17 protein-coding genes and 3 pseudogenes are annotated in these 16,914 nt (G+C 56.1%); 14 read left to right on the forward strand and 6 right to left on the reverse strand.

Features of this window, described 5'->3' with window-relative positions; all coding sequences use genetic code 11:
• Nucleotides 1-2 precede the first annotated feature (2 nt).
• The 3 genes from ACYZTX_RS14275 to ACYZTX_RS14285 are packed head-to-tail and all read right to left on the reverse strand — an operon-like array spanning nt 3 to nt 2,947.
• Nucleotides 3-1,022 carry a sensor histidine kinase gene (locus ACYZTX_RS14275; RefSeq protein WP_462034589.1) on the reverse strand — a complete coding sequence of 340 codons (1,020 nt, stop codon included), beginning with the start codon at nt 1,020-1,022 and terminating at the stop codon, nt 3-5.
• A 9-nt stretch (nt 1,023-1,031) separates the two neighbouring features.
• Nucleotides 1,032-2,516 (reverse strand): ATPase domain-containing protein, encoded by a 1,485-nt coding sequence (locus ACYZTX_RS14280; RefSeq protein WP_462034590.1) that lies wholly within the window; start codon nt 2,514-2,516, stop codon nt 1,032-1,034.
• Nucleotides 2,513-2,947, reverse strand: coding sequence for a hypothetical protein (locus ACYZTX_RS14285; protein WP_462034591.1), 435 nt, complete (start codon nt 2,945-2,947; stop codon nt 2,513-2,515). The genes ACYZTX_RS14280 and ACYZTX_RS14285 overlap by 4 nt, the downstream gene beginning before the upstream one ends.
• A 256-nt stretch (nt 2,948-3,203) precedes the next feature.
• On the opposite strand from ACYZTX_RS14285, the gene ACYZTX_RS14290 reads away from it, so the two are divergent.
• Nucleotides 3,204-3,452 carry a hypothetical protein gene (locus ACYZTX_RS14290; RefSeq protein ID WP_462034592.1) on the forward strand — a complete coding sequence of 83 codons (249 nt, stop codon included), beginning with the start codon at nt 3,204-3,206 and terminating at the stop codon, nt 3,450-3,452.
• Nucleotides 3,453-3,478: 26 nt separating this feature from the next.
• Here ACYZTX_RS14290 and ACYZTX_RS14295 read toward each other — a convergent pair.
• Nucleotides 3,479-3,631: pseudogene (locus ACYZTX_RS14295) on the reverse strand (arginine deiminase family protein); the annotation flags it as partial.
• A gap of 347 nt (nt 3,632-3,978) precedes the next feature.
• Here ACYZTX_RS14295 and ACYZTX_RS14300 point away from each other — a divergent pair.
• The 3 genes and pseudogenes from ACYZTX_RS14300 to ACYZTX_RS14310 form a co-directional block, all read left to right on the forward strand.
• Nucleotides 3,979-4,116: pseudogene (locus ACYZTX_RS14300) on the forward strand (aldehyde dehydrogenase); the annotation flags it as partial.
• Nucleotides 4,117-4,346: 230 nt separating this feature from the next.
• Complete coding sequence (locus ACYZTX_RS14305) at nt 4,347-4,580, forward strand: hypothetical protein (protein WP_462034593.1); 234 nt, start codon at nt 4,347-4,349, stop codon at nt 4,578-4,580.
• A 94-nt stretch (nt 4,581-4,674) separates the two neighbouring features.
• Complete coding sequence (locus ACYZTX_RS14310; RefSeq protein WP_462034594.1) at nt 4,675-4,830, forward strand: hypothetical protein; 156 nt, start codon at nt 4,675-4,677, stop codon at nt 4,828-4,830.
• Here the strand turns inward: ACYZTX_RS14310 and ACYZTX_RS14315 are convergent.
• The gene (locus ACYZTX_RS14315) at nt 4,825-5,760 is read right to left on the reverse strand and encodes a DMT family transporter (RefSeq protein WP_462034595.1); all 936 of its coding nucleotides are present in this window, start codon (nt 5,758-5,760) and stop codon (nt 4,825-4,827) included. The genes ACYZTX_RS14310 and ACYZTX_RS14315 overlap by 6 nt on opposite strands.
• A 99-nt stretch (nt 5,761-5,859) precedes the next feature.
• On the opposite strand from ACYZTX_RS14315, the gene ACYZTX_RS14320 reads away from it, so the two are divergent.
• The 10 genes and pseudogenes from ACYZTX_RS14320 (at nt 5,860) to ACYZTX_RS14365 (ending at nt 15,970) form a co-directional block, all read left to right on the forward strand.
• Nucleotides 5,860-6,729 carry a LysR substrate-binding domain-containing protein gene (locus tag ACYZTX_RS14320; protein ID WP_462034596.1) on the forward strand — a complete coding sequence of 290 codons (870 nt, stop codon included), beginning with the start codon at nt 5,860-5,862 and terminating at the stop codon, nt 6,727-6,729.
• 34 nt (nt 6,730-6,763) lie between these two features.
• Nucleotides 6,764-7,027 (forward strand): annotated as a pseudogene (locus tag ACYZTX_RS14325) (transposase); the annotation flags it as partial.
• A 489-nt stretch (nt 7,028-7,516) separates the two neighbouring features.
• On the forward strand, nt 7,517-8,410 hold the full coding sequence (locus ACYZTX_RS14330; RefSeq protein ID WP_462034597.1) for an amidohydrolase family protein: 894 nt from the start codon (nt 7,517-7,519) through the stop codon (nt 8,408-8,410).
• 35 nt (nt 8,411-8,445) lie between these two features.
• Complete coding sequence (locus tag ACYZTX_RS14335; RefSeq protein ID WP_462034598.1) at nt 8,446-9,411, forward strand: alpha/beta hydrolase; 966 nt, start codon at nt 8,446-8,448, stop codon at nt 9,409-9,411.
• A gap of 221 nt (nt 9,412-9,632) precedes the next feature.
• Entirely contained in the window at nt 9,633-10,628 is a 996-nt protein-coding gene (locus ACYZTX_RS14340; RefSeq protein ID WP_462034599.1) for a GlxA family transcriptional regulator, read from the forward strand.
• 347 nt (nt 10,629-10,975) lie between these two features.
• Entirely contained in the window at nt 10,976-11,665 is a 690-nt protein-coding gene (locus ACYZTX_RS14345; RefSeq protein ID WP_462034600.1) for an ABC transporter permease, read from the forward strand.
• Nucleotides 11,662-12,660 carry an ABC transporter ATP-binding protein gene (locus ACYZTX_RS14350; RefSeq protein WP_462034601.1) on the forward strand — a complete coding sequence of 333 codons (999 nt, stop codon included), beginning with the start codon at nt 11,662-11,664 and terminating at the stop codon, nt 12,658-12,660. The genes ACYZTX_RS14345 and ACYZTX_RS14350 overlap by 4 nt, the downstream gene beginning before the upstream one ends.
• A 2-nt stretch (nt 12,661-12,662) precedes the next feature.
• Nucleotides 12,663-13,331, forward strand: a complete 669-nt coding sequence (locus ACYZTX_RS14355; RefSeq protein WP_462034602.1) for an ABC transporter permease — start codon at nt 12,663-12,665, stop codon at nt 13,329-13,331.
• A gap of 54 nt (nt 13,332-13,385) precedes the next feature.
• Entirely contained in the window at nt 13,386-14,267 is an 882-nt protein-coding gene (locus ACYZTX_RS14360; protein ID WP_462034603.1) for a glycine betaine ABC transporter substrate-binding protein, read from the forward strand.
• A gap of 158 nt (nt 14,268-14,425) precedes the next feature.
• A complete protein-coding gene (locus tag ACYZTX_RS14365; RefSeq protein WP_462034604.1) occupies nt 14,426-15,970 on the forward strand; it encodes an amidase family protein in 1,545 nt (514 codons plus the stop codon).
• Nucleotides 15,971-15,987: 17 nt separating this feature from the next.
• Here the strand turns inward: ACYZTX_RS14365 and ACYZTX_RS14370 are convergent, their stop codons facing one another.
• Nucleotides 15,988-16,872, reverse strand: a complete 885-nt coding sequence (locus ACYZTX_RS14370; RefSeq protein WP_462034605.1) for a LysR substrate-binding domain-containing protein — start codon at nt 16,870-16,872, stop codon at nt 15,988-15,990.
• Nucleotides 16,873-16,914 lie beyond the last annotated feature (42 nt).

The raw sequence follows: 16,914 nt of genomic DNA on the forward strand, positions 1-16,914 counted from the left end.
ATTTAGGAAGCGATCGGAAATGTCACAATAAATTCACTACCTTTGCCTTCACCTGCGCTTCGGCCAATAATTTTTCCGCCATGCGCTTCAACTAACTCACGTACCACGGTTAGACCAATCCCCAATCCTGACACGCAAAAGCCTACGGCGTTAGCGTCCCGCACATAGGGATCGAAGATGAACGGAAGCGTTTGTGCGGCGATGCCGATGCCGTTGTCGGAAACGCTTAACTTCAATACGTCATGCTCAAAGGAAACGGATAACTCGACGCTGCCTTCATCTGGGGTGTACTTGACCGCGTTGCTGAGAAGGTTATGCAGAACCTGAGTGAGGCGCACTGGGTCGCCATTCATTACAAGCGTTTCTAGAGGATAACGGGTGCTGAAATCCAGTTTTTTGGCCACCATCATTGGGCGACACGCCTCAACGGCAGCACCGATAATTTGGAAAATGTCGACATCGACGCGATTGAGGCGCAGCTTGCCGCTGCTGACGCGAGACACATCCAATAAGTCATCAACAATGCGGGATAAATGCTGAACCTGGCCCTCAATCAGCGCCCGCATTCGGGGAAGTTCCACGCTGGGCATGCTGACCATGCGTTCCGCAATCATGCTGATCGGAGTCAACGGATTACGCAGCTCGTGGGCCACCTTCGCTAGAACACTTTTTTGCTCTGCCAATGCCTGCTCAGCTTTGGATTGCATGTCTTGGGCGTTGAAGGCGGCTAAAACAAGCTGCTCGTTGGCTTCAAGCGTTTCCTGACATTGATCAGGAAATCCTGCATCTGGAGGCGCTGTTGAGTCTGATGGTTCATCCAGCAGCTTCAACACCAATTGTTGATTGGCCTCAATCAGAAGTTCTATTTTCCTTTTATCTCTCAGGTCACCCTCTACTCCGATTAGATCTTTTTCCAGCGACACCAGGAGTTCTCGAGATTGGACGATTTTTTTACCCAACAGTAAGAGTTCGCGAGCGGCATTTGCCACTCCACGTTCGTTCTCGCTATCGGTATCGCTCATAAGTGGCACTCAACCATTGTCATCTCCAAGGTGTGCGTCATCAGACCTGCTTTTTTTGGGTCGACCACCCAGTAAACCTTCCTGGCCGTGAAGCATTTCCCCAACCTGCAAGCCGTTATTGTCAATATGGTACAGGCGCAGTTCATCCGAGTGAGCGCTGGCCCGAACCTTGACAACGCCCATGATGCGCTGCAGGCGGCTGTCTACTTCGATGTAGCGCTGAACGATGATTGCATCGGTCAGGAACGCTGTACCGTAGGGGCTAAACCGTAGATCGGTGTAACGGTCTTCGAGTTCTGATGTCATTAGCACAGTAACACCTATACCCGTCAACGCGGTGACCAGGCGCGACAGCGACTCACGGTAGTCTTCGCGAAACGTTGGTGCCACCGCCATTTCGAAACCCGAGAGCGAATCGATGACCACCCTGGTGGCTCCCAAGCGGCGGATCTCTGTGAGCAGCAGATGGACGATCTCATCGATAGAAAGATCTGGTGCGTGGCTCTCTACCAGTCCGACCTTGCCATCAAGAATTAACGCTGTGAGGTCGGCATTGCGCAAGCGATTGGGGCGTTGCTCGAATACCGCGATAACTCCGGTTTCACCGTTACGGGCACCTTCGGCGAGGAACGTCGACGCCAAAATGCTTTTTCCTGATCCGGAGGGCCCAGCCACCAGCAGCGAGTAACCCTTGGGCAGGCCTCCGCCGAGCATTTCATCAAGCCCCGGCGCGCCCATTTTCATTCGTACAGATAGTTTGTTAGTTGATGGCTTCAGGCCTTCTAAGGCACTCGCGCTCGCAGGCGGGAAGACCTCCATCCCGGAACTGGCAATGCGGAAGGTATGTAGCCCCGGCAAAGTAGGCTGGCCCCGCATCTTCATGATTTCTATTTTACGCACCATGGAGTTGCGCTGAACGCTCTGGCGCAGCCAGATCAAGCCATCCGCCACTGTGAAAATGGGGTTCGTATCAGTTTCGGTGAAATATTCGCCAATCAAGAACGTGGTCGCTTGCCAAGTCGTCATCAACATACCCAGTTGCTGAACAAACTGCGGCAGATTGTTATTGGGATTGACCTGGGTTTGGCTAGCCAGGACGACGGAGCGGAACGAGTCGACAAATACGAGGGCCGGTGTATGTTTTTCAACCTCGATAACGATACGGCGCAGCACTTCGTCCAGATCACCCGCCAGGGTGTCGTCCGCCAGGTTGATGTAGCGAACAGACTTGTTGATCGCCTCGCTGTCGAAAAAGTCAAATTGCTGTTGATAACGGAGCATCTTCAGCGGTGGTTCGCCCAGCACGGTAAAAAACAAGGCGGGACGCTCCGGTGTCGCCAAGGCGAACATCATTTGATGCGCCAGGGTAGTTTTGCCGCAGCCAGGCGGGCCGGCAATGAGGTTGAAGGAGAACTCCGGCAACCCGCCGCCCAGCACCTCGTCCAACCCAGGTACGCCGGTAGCCAGACGGTTTATTGTCACTTTGGTGTTCATGGCGAAGTTTCCTGCGAAGGTGGGGCGCTCAAGTCGTTGTCCCATACGTCGAGTAGCAGACGTCGGGAGAGCGATGAACCAATCAGCGTGGCCAGCAACTCGTAGAGTGCTTTCAACAATTCCTGGCAAAAAAATATGGCGTCGTTTCGATTTTGCAGGATGAGTATGGCGTTGAGATCTATCAGATCTAGAGGGTCTGCCAGGGGTATGTAGGTGTCTAACAGGCAAGGATGCAGAGACGTACTCAAATGAAGACTACGGCGATAGAGCGCAGCGACGCCTTTCGGCCCGATGATTGGAACAAGAGATGCGTCTGTATCTCGAAGCATCGTAATAATCACATCGGCGACTTGGTCAATGTCTGCGACGTGCTTCACCCGGAGCGCCAGAGACGCAACGATCCGGCGGCCCTCTTCGCTTTCCGTAGACATGGCTCATAGATTTCCGATATGTGTCAGTGGATTTTTCACGAACCCAGGGGTTAAAGGGGTTTTTCGCAAGCGCATATCACATGAACACATAGACAATCGGCATAGACGATTAGTTGTAAAAATCGCCATTTGGGACCGCCTGATGTCCGCCACTGGCCCAGAGTGTGTAGAAGCGCTTTACCACCTCCTGTCAGCTTTCATGAATTTATGACGAATCTTCTTGCTCCATTCAGAAACAGCTCTGGATTGCGCATCCATGAACTCCTTTAGAAATCTGCTGACGCAGGCTCAGGAACAAAGACTGCTCGCGCTGGATACCTGGCACCGGACTCTGGAGAACTGCGCGCTGCGGATGGAGTGTCCCGATGACTACCATGAAGACCTTTTGACGCAAGCGGACGAGATGGATCGCCTCGGCATCGTCAATTGGGAGGAATGGAGAGATCTACGGATAGAGGCAGATCAGGCTTATTTGCGTGCAATTGCTGGAGAGGATTATCACTGAGAGGCATACCCGGTTGGGTGAGAAAGTTAATAGTCGACAGGGTCTCGAATGATCGGGCAGGTCATGCAATGGCCGCCGCCACGTCCGCGAACGAGTTCGCCGGCGCTAATGGTAATGACTTCCACGCCGGCCTTTCGCAACAACGTGTTGGTGTAAGTGTTTCGGTCATATCCAATCACCGAGAAAGTGGTTTTTACCCAATCGGCAGAAGTCAGCCAGCTATCGCGAACCGGATTCACTCTGGCGATTTGTCGAGAAGTCACGACGAACGTGGGCGCGCCGTTGACCACTTGTATGACTGAAAGCCAGCTGTCCGCTGAGAAGATGACGCAGCTCAAACTATTGACCAGTGCTCCCGTAGTTTTGCTCTACTGAAAACCATTTTTGTGGCTGTTTTCTGTTGAGCGCAACTGATCGTGACGCAGTTGATTCGGCGCTAATGGCGGCGCGTGCCCAGTTCGCGATTACCATCAGCTTTCATATTGTGCTGGCCGCCCTCACCATCGGCCTGGCAAATTTTTTAATGGTCATCCATCACGGTCGTGCCGCCCCAGCGCAAATCATCTCTCATCGACTGAAGCTCGCTGACGGGCCTGACGCCTATAAACATTTTGATGCGCGTGACAATGGGTGGACAAAGGTTGTGCTCAAACCGGCTGCTTGAGTCGATGGAATCTGCTGCCTTCGCCGTCTCCGAGAGTCGGCGTGGTTTTCAATCGTGGAAAGGTAGATACGACCTATTTGTACTGAAAGCGTCATTGCTCCGAACTTTCTTTCGATCTGCTCAGTCGACCCAATATCAGCTTCATCAGCACGGGTGATTACGTGTCTGTGTGGAGGCCGTCGCAACCGACCCATGAGGGATCGGGTACAAACATAAAAAGGGTGATCACGATGAATTGTCTGATTTGTGTCGGTGCCGCCCAGCGCATTCAGTGCCACGGCCCATGGGAAGAGCGAGATTGTCCGGACTGCGGACGCTACCGAGTTTCTGACGAGCTCATTCTGGCCCTGATGGATCAGGGCCAGATTTTCGATGTTGCCAAAACCAGAGGATGGCTGGATAGCCAGCGCATAGAACGCGCTATTCCTTCTATCGAGATCCATGAAGCGCTGCTGGTGCCTTGAGCGGTCGAAGTCTGAGGCCTATATGAGTAAGGTCGGGTTATGCATGCAGCGGCTTTGCTGATCGCGGTGTTCCGAGTTTGTAGAGAGGCGCCTAATGCCCAAAATCATCAGCGCGCAGGATCTGCACAACAGCCTCAATGAGGCGAATGAAGAGGGGATGTTCAAGCTGTTGGTCGCCAGTTTTCTGATGGGCAAACAGGTGGGGAACGTGATTCCATTAATCGTCGGCGCACGCCCCCCGTGTTTATAAAGAGCAACGTTCGCGCCGGCTGGCTTTGCTGGAACGAAGCCCGTCCCCAGGGCTCATCCCCAGCAATAGCAACCCCAGCAGGGTCAATCCGACGCCCACTATTGCATTGACGGTCAATGGGTCGCCGAACTGCAGCCATGCCCACATCATGGTCACCGGTGGTGTCAGAAAAAGTGCACCACTGATGCGTTGAATGCTGAAACGTTGCAGGCACAGCCAATAAAATCCATAGCCACCCAAGGTCGCAAAGACCACTAGCCACAAAACACCCCCTGCAAAGCCTGCGCTGGTCGGCGGTCGTATTTCCCCTTCGAGGCAGGCCAGCACCGTAAACACCGGGATCACTGCACATACCTGAATGAACAGCGCGGTCGGGGCCGGCATCGATGCACCTGGCGAAGCTTTCTGATAAAGCGTGGCCGCCGCCAGGGAGAGGACTGCCAGCAGTGGCAAGCTGTAAACCCAGAGGTCAGCGGCATCCCATTCGACGCTAGCACCGCTGGCCACCAGCATGCCGGTCAGACACAGCGCCAGGCCCACCCACTGCCAGCCGCGCGTGCGCTGCCCGGGCACGGTACCTGCCAATACCACAATCGTCAGTGGCAATAGATTGGCGATGAGTGAGGCAGTGCCCGGCGCGACCCCCAGTTGAATGGATCCGGCGATCGGTCCGATGTAACCGCCAATCGCGAAAAGCCCCAGTAGTCCTTGATGTGCTACATCACTGCCGCGCAATTCACGCAAACCCGTCCAAGCGAAGGGCAGCAACACCGCCGCCGCCAGGATGAAGCGCCATAAAGAGGCGAGATAGACGCTTCCCTGATCGGCGACATAGCGGTAACCGATGAAACCAGAGCTCCAGCTGACGACCATGGCCAACAGCAACGCGCCGCTCATCAAACGTGATAAGCGAGTTTGTATTACGTTCATCGAATGGCACCTGACAGGGGGCTGAATTCGATGGTATGAGTCATACGCTGATGCAATCAATCGATACGATCAGCACCATTGATGCAGGATTTATAAACCATGGCCGAAGCGCTTGATATTGAACTGCTGCGAACTTTTCATGCGATTGTGCGCTTTGGACAATTTCTGGCTGCTGCAAGCTTTTTGAACAAAAGCCCATCGGCGGTCAGTCTGCATGTTCGTCGCCTGGAAGCATTGGCAGGGGGACGCTTGTTGGAGCGCGATAATCAGGCAGTGAGCCTGACTCCACTGGGCCGTCGCTTTGCGCTGCAAAGCGCCGAACTGATACGGCTCCACGACCGGCTGCTTGCCAGCTTTACCGTGCCGGAGGCCAGTGGTCGAGTCAGACTGGGCATTTCCGAGGAGTACGCCGGCGCGGTACTGGGTTGTACGCTGCCGCACTTGACGGCGGATTTTCCTTACATTGAACTGGAGGTAGAAACCGGTGCCAGTGGCCGCTTGAACACCCGCCTTCTGCGTGGACAGTTGGATATGGCACTGTTAGTGGCGCCGGTTGATGTTGCTGCGCCGGACATGCGCTGCGTAAAGACCTTCGGCATCACCCAACCCGTCTGGGTTGCCGCCCTCGACTACATACAGGACCTCACCAAACCGGTCCCCCTTGCATTGCACGGCAAGGGTTGCCCGTATCGAAGCGTGGCTGTTGACGCGCTGACCCAGCAAGGTCGGCGCTGGCGGGCGGTCATCACGAGCGCCGGGGTCACCGCATTGGAAACCGCCATTGAGGCCGGATTGGCCATCGGCATCGTCGACCGTGCCCAAGTGCGTCAAAGCATGCGCGTGCTGACTGTTGCTGACGGGTTTCCTGAACTACCCGTGCATGAATTACGACTGATGTTGGCCCCGGGGGAGTTGAGTGAGGCAGGGGAGGTGTTGGTGGGATTGATCGGCCATGGCTTTGAGCGTTAACGCGTCGGAATCAGTAGCGATCGAGGATCGCCTCGTGAAGCGCTTTATTCAAGGTGAACATCGAGATCAAAACACCTTACTTCCCGAGAGCCTCGACGACTACGTCAGCGATACCAATCCGGTGGTAGTCGACGTTTTTGTCGACGAACTCGACCTAATCAATCTGGGTTTTGAAGGCGTCATACCGGCAGATACTGGCCGGCCGGTTTACTACCCCGCGATCCTCCTGAAGATCTGCATCTACGGCTATCTGAACCGCATTCAGTCGAGCCGCCGCCTCCCGATTGCTGCCTATCGTGAAGGACCGCAATCGACCCCGCGCGGACGTTGAAACCCTCGCGAGAGACGAGTGAGCGAAGCGAACGACTTGAACCGTTTGTCAGGCGTACAAGCCATACCCTGCCGCGATGATCAGCGGAGAAACTAATTATGGATATCCAAGGGGATGTTTGGGCGGAGCAAAGCTCAATCGTCGCCAAATGGTTGGGATCCGGGAAGGCAACCATAGGCGGTCCAAACCCCATCAATTTTTCGCCATCCGCCTGACGGACCGCTTACCCATCGACCGCCCCGGGCTTCATTTTCACCACGCTAGAATCCGGCCAGCAGTGCAACAGAGGGATCCCAAGGGCTACTTCGCCCCTGCAAATCCACGCGGAGATTTCCAAAGCCTCCTTGCTCACAAAAACGCGCATGGCGAAATTTTGATACTACACGTCGAGTTGGCGGGAGCGACGAAGCACTGACGACGATTATTGTTTTCGCACAAAAGCAGGAAACAATAATCATGCTGCCGTTGATCAAAAGAATAGACAGTCACGTTCATTTTTATACTTCGCAAGACCTCCGCCGAGTGGCCGGTTCGCTGCCCTATACGTTACCTGAGCCGCATCCGCTGACTGCTTATCTGGATACATTGATCGATGCCGGAATTGCTCCGACGATCCTCAATAACGTTCATTTAAGTATCCTGCCCGATTCAGAAAACGTATTTGCTTCATTTGACGAACTCAAGATTCTCCAGGCAGCCAACCCTCTGCGCTATGGGGACGTCAAATTGGTGGGGACGATCAAGGCAGAGCCTGCTTACGCCACCCAGGAACGTCTCTCGCACCCGCAGGTGGTTGGCGCCCGAATCGTTCTGCACGATGCAAGGCCTGAAACGATTTCTGATGCGCAGTTCAGTGATGGGCAGTGGTCGGCGTTTTATGGCCGTCTGCAACCGCACCAGCATCTGCACATTTACGCGAAAGAAGCCGAGACGAATCTGCGCGTATTGCGCCAGATCCCTCGCGATGTGCGCGTCATTATCGATCACCTAGGCACTTGTCACAGCGAGCGTGACATCACTGAGCCGGCTTACATCGGGCTACTCACTGAAGCGAGAGAACGAGGCAACGTGTGGTTCAAAGGCCCTGGCTATCGCACTTCCGTCTATCCCGAGGAAACAGCTCGTTTCGTGACGCAGATTGTATGCGCAGTCGGCGCAGACAAGATCCTGCTGGAAGCCACCGATGCACCTCATGTTGGAACTGACAACCTGGGTGTGCCGTATTCCGAGCTGTTTGATTTGAACAAGGCTTTCAACTTCGTTGGTGCCGTCGCAAATCATGTTTCCAATGAAACCCGAATTCCCGTTGGCCAACTTCTCCGAGGAGCTTCTGGCCAATTGGTAAGTTGATCTACGCCCACGCTCTAACTTCGAGATAATTAGCGATGACGAACATTACAACGAAAGAAATCGACTTCACCGTCAAGTACGGCGATGAAACCCTGACCCTCAAAGGCACGGTATTTCAGCCAGAAAAAATCGACTCGGCACTTCCGCCCGTCATTTTCAACTCCGGCTTCACCGGCGGGGTCACGATGTACGGTCAGCTGTTCGGTCGTGCCCTGGCAGCCCGCGGTTATCGCGTCATGACCTACGATGTGGCGGGCTTCTTTTCCAACAAGCACATCCGCAATACGATCCAGGCAGGAGACATTGAGATCACCAACGTCATTCTGGAAGACCAGAAAGATGAAGTCCTCGGTGCCGTTGAATGGGCGCGCGAGAATTTTGGTGAAATGCCGGTGGTCGCGTCCTGGGCGATGGGTTCGGTGGCGAGCCTTGGTGCAGTGGCTGAACTGGCCGCTGCAGGCGGTGAACAGATCCGCTTCTGGGTGCCGATGAGCTACACCAACATTCATAAGCTGCAAGCCTTGCGTGCAGACAAAGACGCGGCTGATGCCGCCATTAACCAACTCGCGGATGACGCGCCGATCCCTCCGTTCGACACCGGGACCGACGCGACCCGCCTCGGCTACTACCCACTTGATCCCGAGACTCAGGCTTACGTTGATCAACAATTGGGCGGCTACACCGAAGCGGGCGGCGCGGATCGCTGGCCTGGCTGCACGCACGTGACGGCAAAATCCTACAAGTCGTATGTGGCGTATGACCCGGAGCAGTCCATCGAAGGTGCAAAAGGCTTCCCGCCTGCGCTGATCATCCACGGCGCCGACAACACGTTGCACATGCCCTCTGAGTCTGTGCGTCTGCACCAGAACTATCCGGGTGATGCAGGCCCGAGCGCGCTGATCATTTCCCACATGCAACATGGCCAGCAGAATCAGGTCGACAGCCCTGTGTTCAAGTCGATGATCCAGAGCATCGATGAGGCCATCCGAGCGCGCGGCTGATCCGCTCCCATTATCATGTGAGACCTCGGGCGACGAGGTCTCACAGCGGCTTTCAAGTCGTCGCGCTGCATTTCCCCGTCATTGCGATCTGTCGTAACGCTTCGGCTTGGCTCGTTCGCTGTCGCAACGATTGAGTCTGGCTGAATGCGTGATCAACCCCTAACATGGCGTGTCCAAAGCCACTCTCTCGGGCTGGCCTATACCCATGAAAGGATCTGGCGATGGCAGCCCCCAGCGAATCAGCGACGTCTGTGAATAGCTACACAACTAAGCGAATCGGGCTGCTCATTCTCCCTCAGTTCTCCATGATGGCCCTGGCAGGAGCCAGCGAGCCTTTGCGGGCGGCGAATCGGTTGTCCGGAAAAACACTTTATGAGTGGACCCTGCTCACGGAATCCGGTGGGCCGGTCAGCTCCAGCAGCGGCATCGAAATCCAGACCATGCCGGTTGATCAGGCTCCGGAGCTGGATCGCGTTTTTGTCCTGGCAAGCCTCGACATCGAACATCAGAAACCGCCGAAAATGCTGCGCTTCCTACAACGCGCAGCGTTTCGCGGGATAACTGTCGGCGCACTGAGCACCGGTACGTTCATCCTCGCACGGGCCGGGCTACTCGAAGGAAAGCGCTGCACGTTGCACTGGGAGTCCATCGGTCAATTTTCGGAGGAGTTCCCCTCGATCGAAGTGACCAAAGAGCTGTACGTCAACCATGGCAACCGCTGGACGTGTGCCGGGGGGACGGCGGCCATCGACCTCATGCTGGCGCAAATCGCGCTTGATTTCGGCAATCAGCTGGCCGCAAGCATCGCCGAGCAATTTCTGCACGCCAGGATAAGAGCCCCGGAAGAACATCAGCGGATGTCGATTCAGTGGCGGTTCGGGATTCACGATCGCAGGCTGACGGCCGCCATCGCCTTCATGGAAGACAATCTGGAGAACATTGTCGGCATCGAAGAAATCGCCGACCGGTGCAATCTGTCGCACCGTCAATTGGAGCGGTTGTGGCATCAGCACTTCGCAATGACACCGAAAAAATTCTATCTGGAACTCAGGCTTAACGAAGCACGCCGATTGCTGCGTGAGAGTACCCAGCCCATTGCGTCCATTGCCTACAGCTGTGGGTTCGTCTCGGCATCACATCTGGGCGCGGCTTACCGTCGGGTGCGGGGCTGCACACCTGGAGAAGAGCGGCGGAAATTTGATGATGCTCATTCCTGATTGCGGTCACTGAGCGCGTCGCTCAATAACGGCTGTTCCCCCCGAAAAACGGCTGAGCCGATCCTCCCCGCAAAACCGCATAGCAAGCTAATGACTCGGCCCGACAGGCGGTGCGCTCCGACTAGCCTTGGAAATTTGGTGATCCTGCATACTTCCTTCTTCAATCAACCCTTCACCTTGCATTGCCCGTTGACGTGCCTCGTGACGTCGGTTTTTTGATAGAAATCGTCGAACTCAAAGCTCAAGCTGCCTACGGTAGCGCGGTAATGTTTGCTACAAGATCCGGCGTTCACTTCCAGATGCACGGCCGACAAAAATAACAATGACGTACAGAAGGCATATCAACCATGGAAACCTTGAGTTTCATTCTGGAAAACGGCGGGCTGATCAGTCTGCTACTCGGGCAGCACCTTCTCATCGTGGCAGTAGCGGTGGGGCTGGCGATTCTGACCGGCGTGCCTGTCGGGATCGCAATATCCCAGCACCCCAGAACGCGCCGTTGGGTCCTGGCTTTCGCCGCTGTCCTGATGACCATTCCTTCTGCCGCGCTGTTCGGGCTGATGATTCCGGCTCTGTCCCTGATTGGTTATGGAATCGGCGTCGTGCCGGCGGTCATTGCGCTGTTTCTCTACTCCCAGTTGCCCATCATTCGAAACACCACCACCGCGATCTCCAACATCGATCCCGCCTTGCGCGAAGCGGCGATCGGGATGGGCATGTCCACCTGGCAACGACTGCGCAAGGTTGAGCTGCCGATTGCGGTCCCGCTGATCATGGCGGGCGTCAGGATGGCGACCGTCATCAACATCGGCATTGCGGCCATCGCGGCCTACATCGGCGCCGGCGGCCTGGGAAGTCTCATCATTCGCGGCATCGCTCAATCGGATACCCGACAGCTGTTAGCCGGCGCGATCGTCATCAGTGTCATTGCCATTGCGGCCGATTACGCGCTGTACGGCTTGCAACGCCTCCTGACGCCAAAAGGCTTGAACAAGAACAAATTGGCCACTGGCCGAATGAAGGAAGCCACGACGTGATCCAGATCGAAAACCTGAACAAGCAATTCGGCTCAATCACTGCAGTAGAAGATGTCTCATTCAATGTTGAAGAGGGGCAGATCTGCGTACTGCTTGGGCCGTCGGGCTGCGGTAAAACCACGACGCTGAAAATGATCAACCGACTGATCACGCCCACCTCCGGCACGATCAGAATCGGTGGTCGCGACACGTCCGAACTGGACAGCGTCACCCTCAAGCGCTCAATCGGTTATGTGATTCAGCAAGTCGGGTTGTTCCCGAACATGACCGTCGAGGAAAACATCTGCGTCGTCCCAAATCTGTTGGGATGGGACAAAACCAAGAGCCGCAAGCGCGCCGCGGAGTTGCTGGAAGTGGTCGCGCTGGATCCGTCCAAATTCCTCAAGCGCTACCCGTGCGAACTCTCCGGCGGCCAACAGCAGCGAGTAGGTGTGGCCCGAGCCTTGGCAGCGGATCCGCCAGTCATGTTGATGGATGAGCCGTTTGGCGCGATCGACCCCATCAACCGGGAAGTGATCCAGGACGAGTTCATGCGCATCCAGCGCCTCGTCAACAAGACCGTACTGTTTGTCAGTCACGACATCGATGAAGCGGTGAAGATGGCGGACTGTGTCGCTCTGTTCCACAACGGAAAAATCCAGCAATTCGGTAGTTCGGATGATTTGCTGGCCCGGCCCAACAGCGAGTTCGTGGCGAACTTCATGGGTGGCGACCGGATCATGAAACGCTTGCGTCTACTGCGCGCGGCTGACGTGGCCAGCAAGGTCCCGCCACGGGAACACATGCTGGTTGTGGGTGGCAACAGCGGCGTTACGTCGCACACGCACCTGGTCGTCAAGCCCGCAGATGATCTACGCCAAGTGCTCTCGCAACTGCTGGGCCGTGGCCAGGATTGGGCACTGTGCAACGACAGCGACGGACGCTTTATCGGCTATGTCCACCAGGCTGACATTCTGGCGCGGCTGGTTGAAAACATTACTCCAGTGGTGCACTGACCATGCCTGACTTACTGAGCAGATTTTGGGAAGGGCTGCAGTTTTACTGGAGCGACATCAGCTACCTGACGGTCCAGCATTTGCAGATCGTGGCAGTCAGCGGGGTGCTGGCCTTGGCCATCGCGCTGCCGTTGGGTGTCTGGATGAGCCGTCCGGCGAACCAGCGTTACGCCATGGCCAGCATGCAGGTTCTTAACGTCGGGCAGGCGATCCCCAAGCTCGCGTTGCTGGCATTGGCCATGAGCTTTATTGGCATCGGCAGCGGCGCGGCCATCATCGGCTTGTTTGTCGCGACGTTGTTGCCTGTGGCGGTCAACACCTATGAAGGCTTGCGCGCGGTGCCGCAGCACTTGGTCGAAGCGGCCGAGGCCATGGGCATGACGCCGCGGGAGACGCTGTGGAAAGTCGAAATTCCCAACGCGATGAATGTGATTTTCGCGGGCATCCGCACGGCGCTGGCGATCAACGTCGGTACCGCGCCGCTGGCCTTCCTGGTCGGCGGCGGCGGGCTGGGCGAGTTGATCTTTACAGGGATCGACTTGAACGACTTCGGCATGATGCTGGCCGGTGCCGCATCGACCGCGCTCCTGGCGATTGCAGTCGATCTGGGCTGCGGCTTGATTCAAAACATTGCAGTGTCACGGGGACTGAGGTTGGCCGGACGCGAATGAATCTGAAGACCATAGACCTAAACCAATAATATGAGGTGCACGATGATTTATCGAATGCTAGCCAGTCTGATCTTTAGCTTTAGTCTTGTTTCAGGTGTTGTGGGCAGCGCTTCTGCCAACAGCACGATTGTGGTGGGCGGCAAGAAGTTTACCGAGCAGCAACTGGTTGCCGAGATGACCGCTCAACTCTTGCGCGCCAATGGTTACAGTGTCGATAAACGCCCGGATCTGGGTTCGTCGGTATTGCGTGCGGCGCAGGAGAACGGTCAGGTCGATGTGTATTGGGAATACACCGGCACTTCCCTGATTACTTACAACAAAGTCACGGACAAGCTGGACGCTGACGAAACGTATAAGAGGATCAGCACCCTTGACGCCCAGAAGGGCATCACCTGGCTGAACCCTTCCAAGGCCAACAACACCTACGCATTTGCCATGCGCAAGGAAGAGGCCGAGAAGGATGGCATCGTCACGATCAGCGATCTTGCAAAAAACATCGAAACGGGCAAATCCTATAAATTCGCATCGAATGCTGAATTCTTTTCCCGGCCCGATGGCCTGCGTCCTCTTCAAGAGACGTACAAGTTTGAATTCGAGCGCAAGAACATCGTCCGTATGGACGGCGGGCTGACCTACCAGGCGCTCAGGGACGGTCAGGTCGATCTGGCATTGGTCCTGTCGACCGATGGGCGGATTCCGGCCTTCGGTTTTGTGGTGCTGAAGGACGATAAAGGCTTCTTCCCCAGCTACGCGTTGACACCTGTGATTCGCACTGAAGTCTTTAAAGAGAATCCGAAGATCGGCGAGTTGCTTAACGCCCTGTCTTCAAAACTGGACGATGACACCATTGCGGGTCTCAACTCTCGGGTCGACGTTGGCCGTGAATCTATCGAGAGCGTGTCCAAGGAATTTCTGCAAAAGAACCAGTTGCTGTAGGAGCTGCCGAAGGCTGCGATCTTCAACGTTGCCTTTACAACCTTCCAGGGCCGGCAGAGTAACGCCGGCCTTTTTACCCCTGCCTCCCACCCATTCCCTTGCACCCACTTGAGGTGCGAGCTGGTTTCGTTCGCCTGTACCCACTCGGAGAATAAAAAATGCAGTTGAATAAAAAGTTCGTGGCGTGTTCGTTTTTGCTACTGGCGGCAAGTGCTCAGGCGGATGACAGTATCGACCGCATGACCCTCGCCGATATGCGTCATGCGTTGAATAACGGGACCCTCAGTTCTGAGCAACTGGTCCAGCACTATCTGGATAACATCCAGGCGAACAATCACCAGGGCCAAAACATCAATGCGCTGGTGACTATCAATGAACAGGCGATCGATCAGGCCCGGAAGTGGGATGCTGAACGGGCGAAAAATCCAAATATCAAATTCGCACCGTTGGCCGGCATTCCTTTCGTAGTGAAGGACAACTTTGACACCGCCGCAATGGTCACCTCCGGTGGGTCCTACGTTCTGCGTTCGTCGGTGCCGAGCCAGGATGCCTTCACCGTCAAGAAGTTGATCGACGGGCAAGCGATTCTTCTCGGCAAGACCAACCTGTCGGAACTGGCCGCGTCCTTTGGCTGGTTTGGCTACAGCTCGTTTGGCGGCCAGACGCTGAATCCGAGAAACACCAAGCGTGATGCTTCTGGCTCCAGCAGCGGTTCTGCTGCCTCGGTGGCAGCAGCGTTTGCACCCTTTGCGCTGGGGTCGGATACCAGCGGTTCGATCCGTGCCCCGGCCAGCGTCACCGGTACGGTGGGTTTTCGACCCTCGCTGGGTTTGATCAGTCGTAGCGGCATTATTCCGCTGTCACTTGCGTTCGATACCGGTGGCGTCATTACTAACAGCGTGCTGGATCAGGCCATCGTGCTGGATGCGATCAAGGGCCAGGACAAAACGGATCCGGCGACCCTGGATATTGCCGCGGACAAAGTACAGTTCGAAACCGCGCTGAGCCGTACCTCGCTGCAAGGCAAGACCATCGGGGTGATCACCAATTTCAAAGGCGCCAACCCGGAGGTGGATGCGGTCTTTAAAACTGCGCAGGAAACCCTCGGCAAACGCGGTGCAAAAGTCGTCTCCATCGAATTGCCAAAAACTTTTGAAACCCTATGGGGCGACGTGCTCGGCCCAGTGGGAGAGAGCGAATTCAAACCGCAATTTGAACGCTACCTGGCTACGCTCAACCCAAGCCAACCGCGAACACTTGCGCAATTTCTCGACCTGGCCAAAAAGAATCAGGCTGAAAACGGACCGCATGGCATGAACCCGGCACGCCTGGCCGGACTGGAAACCGTGGCGAATGCCACCAGCACCGATTCGCCGCAATACATCTCCATCCTGTCGCGGAAGATCCCGCAATTGCGCGCGGAGCTGACGGGCATCATGAAGCAGAACAAAGTCGACAGCCTGTTCTTCGCGACCATCAACTGCCCGGCGTCAGTGGTTCACGGCGTGACCGACGACAGTTACGTGTGCAATTCCGGTGACACCTACGCATCGTCGTACATTGCCTCCGCCACAGGGTTTCCCGAAATTACGGTGCCGGCAGGCATCATCAAGGGCAACCTGCCGGTCGGCGTTTCGTTCCTGGGTGGCTACGGCGAAGACGCCAAGGTGGTGGGTTTTGGCTACGCGTTCCTCGAGCGCTGATCAGAGGGGCGGGCCGTTCAGATCTGTTCCAGCAACCAGGTACGGAACGCGACGAGCGATGGCAGCATTTCGTTGCGCGGCGGGTAGGTCAGGTAGTAGCTGCGCTGACTGGCGAACGGCAGGTCGAGGCTGATCAGCTCTGCGTTGGCCAACTCGTCGACCACCAGAATACGTGGCACCAGACCGATGCCGATGCTGGCCCTGACGGCCTGGATCAAGTGCGAGGTGAGTTCGAAACTCGGCCCCAGCCGCATCATTCGATGGGGCAGGCCGTGGTGGCTGAACCACTCGCCCCAGACGTTGGCATTGCTTGCGACGTTGAGCAGCGTCTGTTCGCCAATGCGCTCCGGCGTCCAGGTGTCATGGAGTTCGGCCGCTTGTGGAGAAATGATCACCATCAGTTCTTCCGTGTGCAGGCGATGGCTGATCAGGCCCGGCAAATCGGCATTGCCGACGACGATCGCGGCATCAATGCCGGTGGTTTCAAAGTCGATGGCGTCGATCCGGGAATTGATGTGCACCAGCATGCCGGGATGGGTTTTGTAGAAGTCATGAAGGCGCGGCAATAACCACTTCGAGCCGAAGGTCGGCAAGGTGGCCAGGCGCAAGGTGCCGCTGCCGGATTGATAAGCCATGGCTTGCAACGTGGCGCTGCGGATGCGTCCGAGCGCTTCGCTCATTTCCCGCTGGTAGAGACGGCCGACATCGGTCAATTGCACTTGCCTGCCTTCACGGCGAAACAGTGTAAGGCCCAGTTGCTGTTCCAGCGCCTGGACTTGCCGGCTCACGGCGCTTTGGGTCAGTGACAGTTCCATCGCGGCTCGGGTGTAGCTTTCATGGCGGGCGGCGGCTTCAAAGGCCAGCAGCAACGACATCGAGGGCGTGAGGTGACGGTAATTCATTCGTAAAAGTCATCGATAGCGGCAGGATTATCCGTTTGTCCA

Source organism: Pseudomonas sp. MDT1-17 (assembly GCF_054898105.1).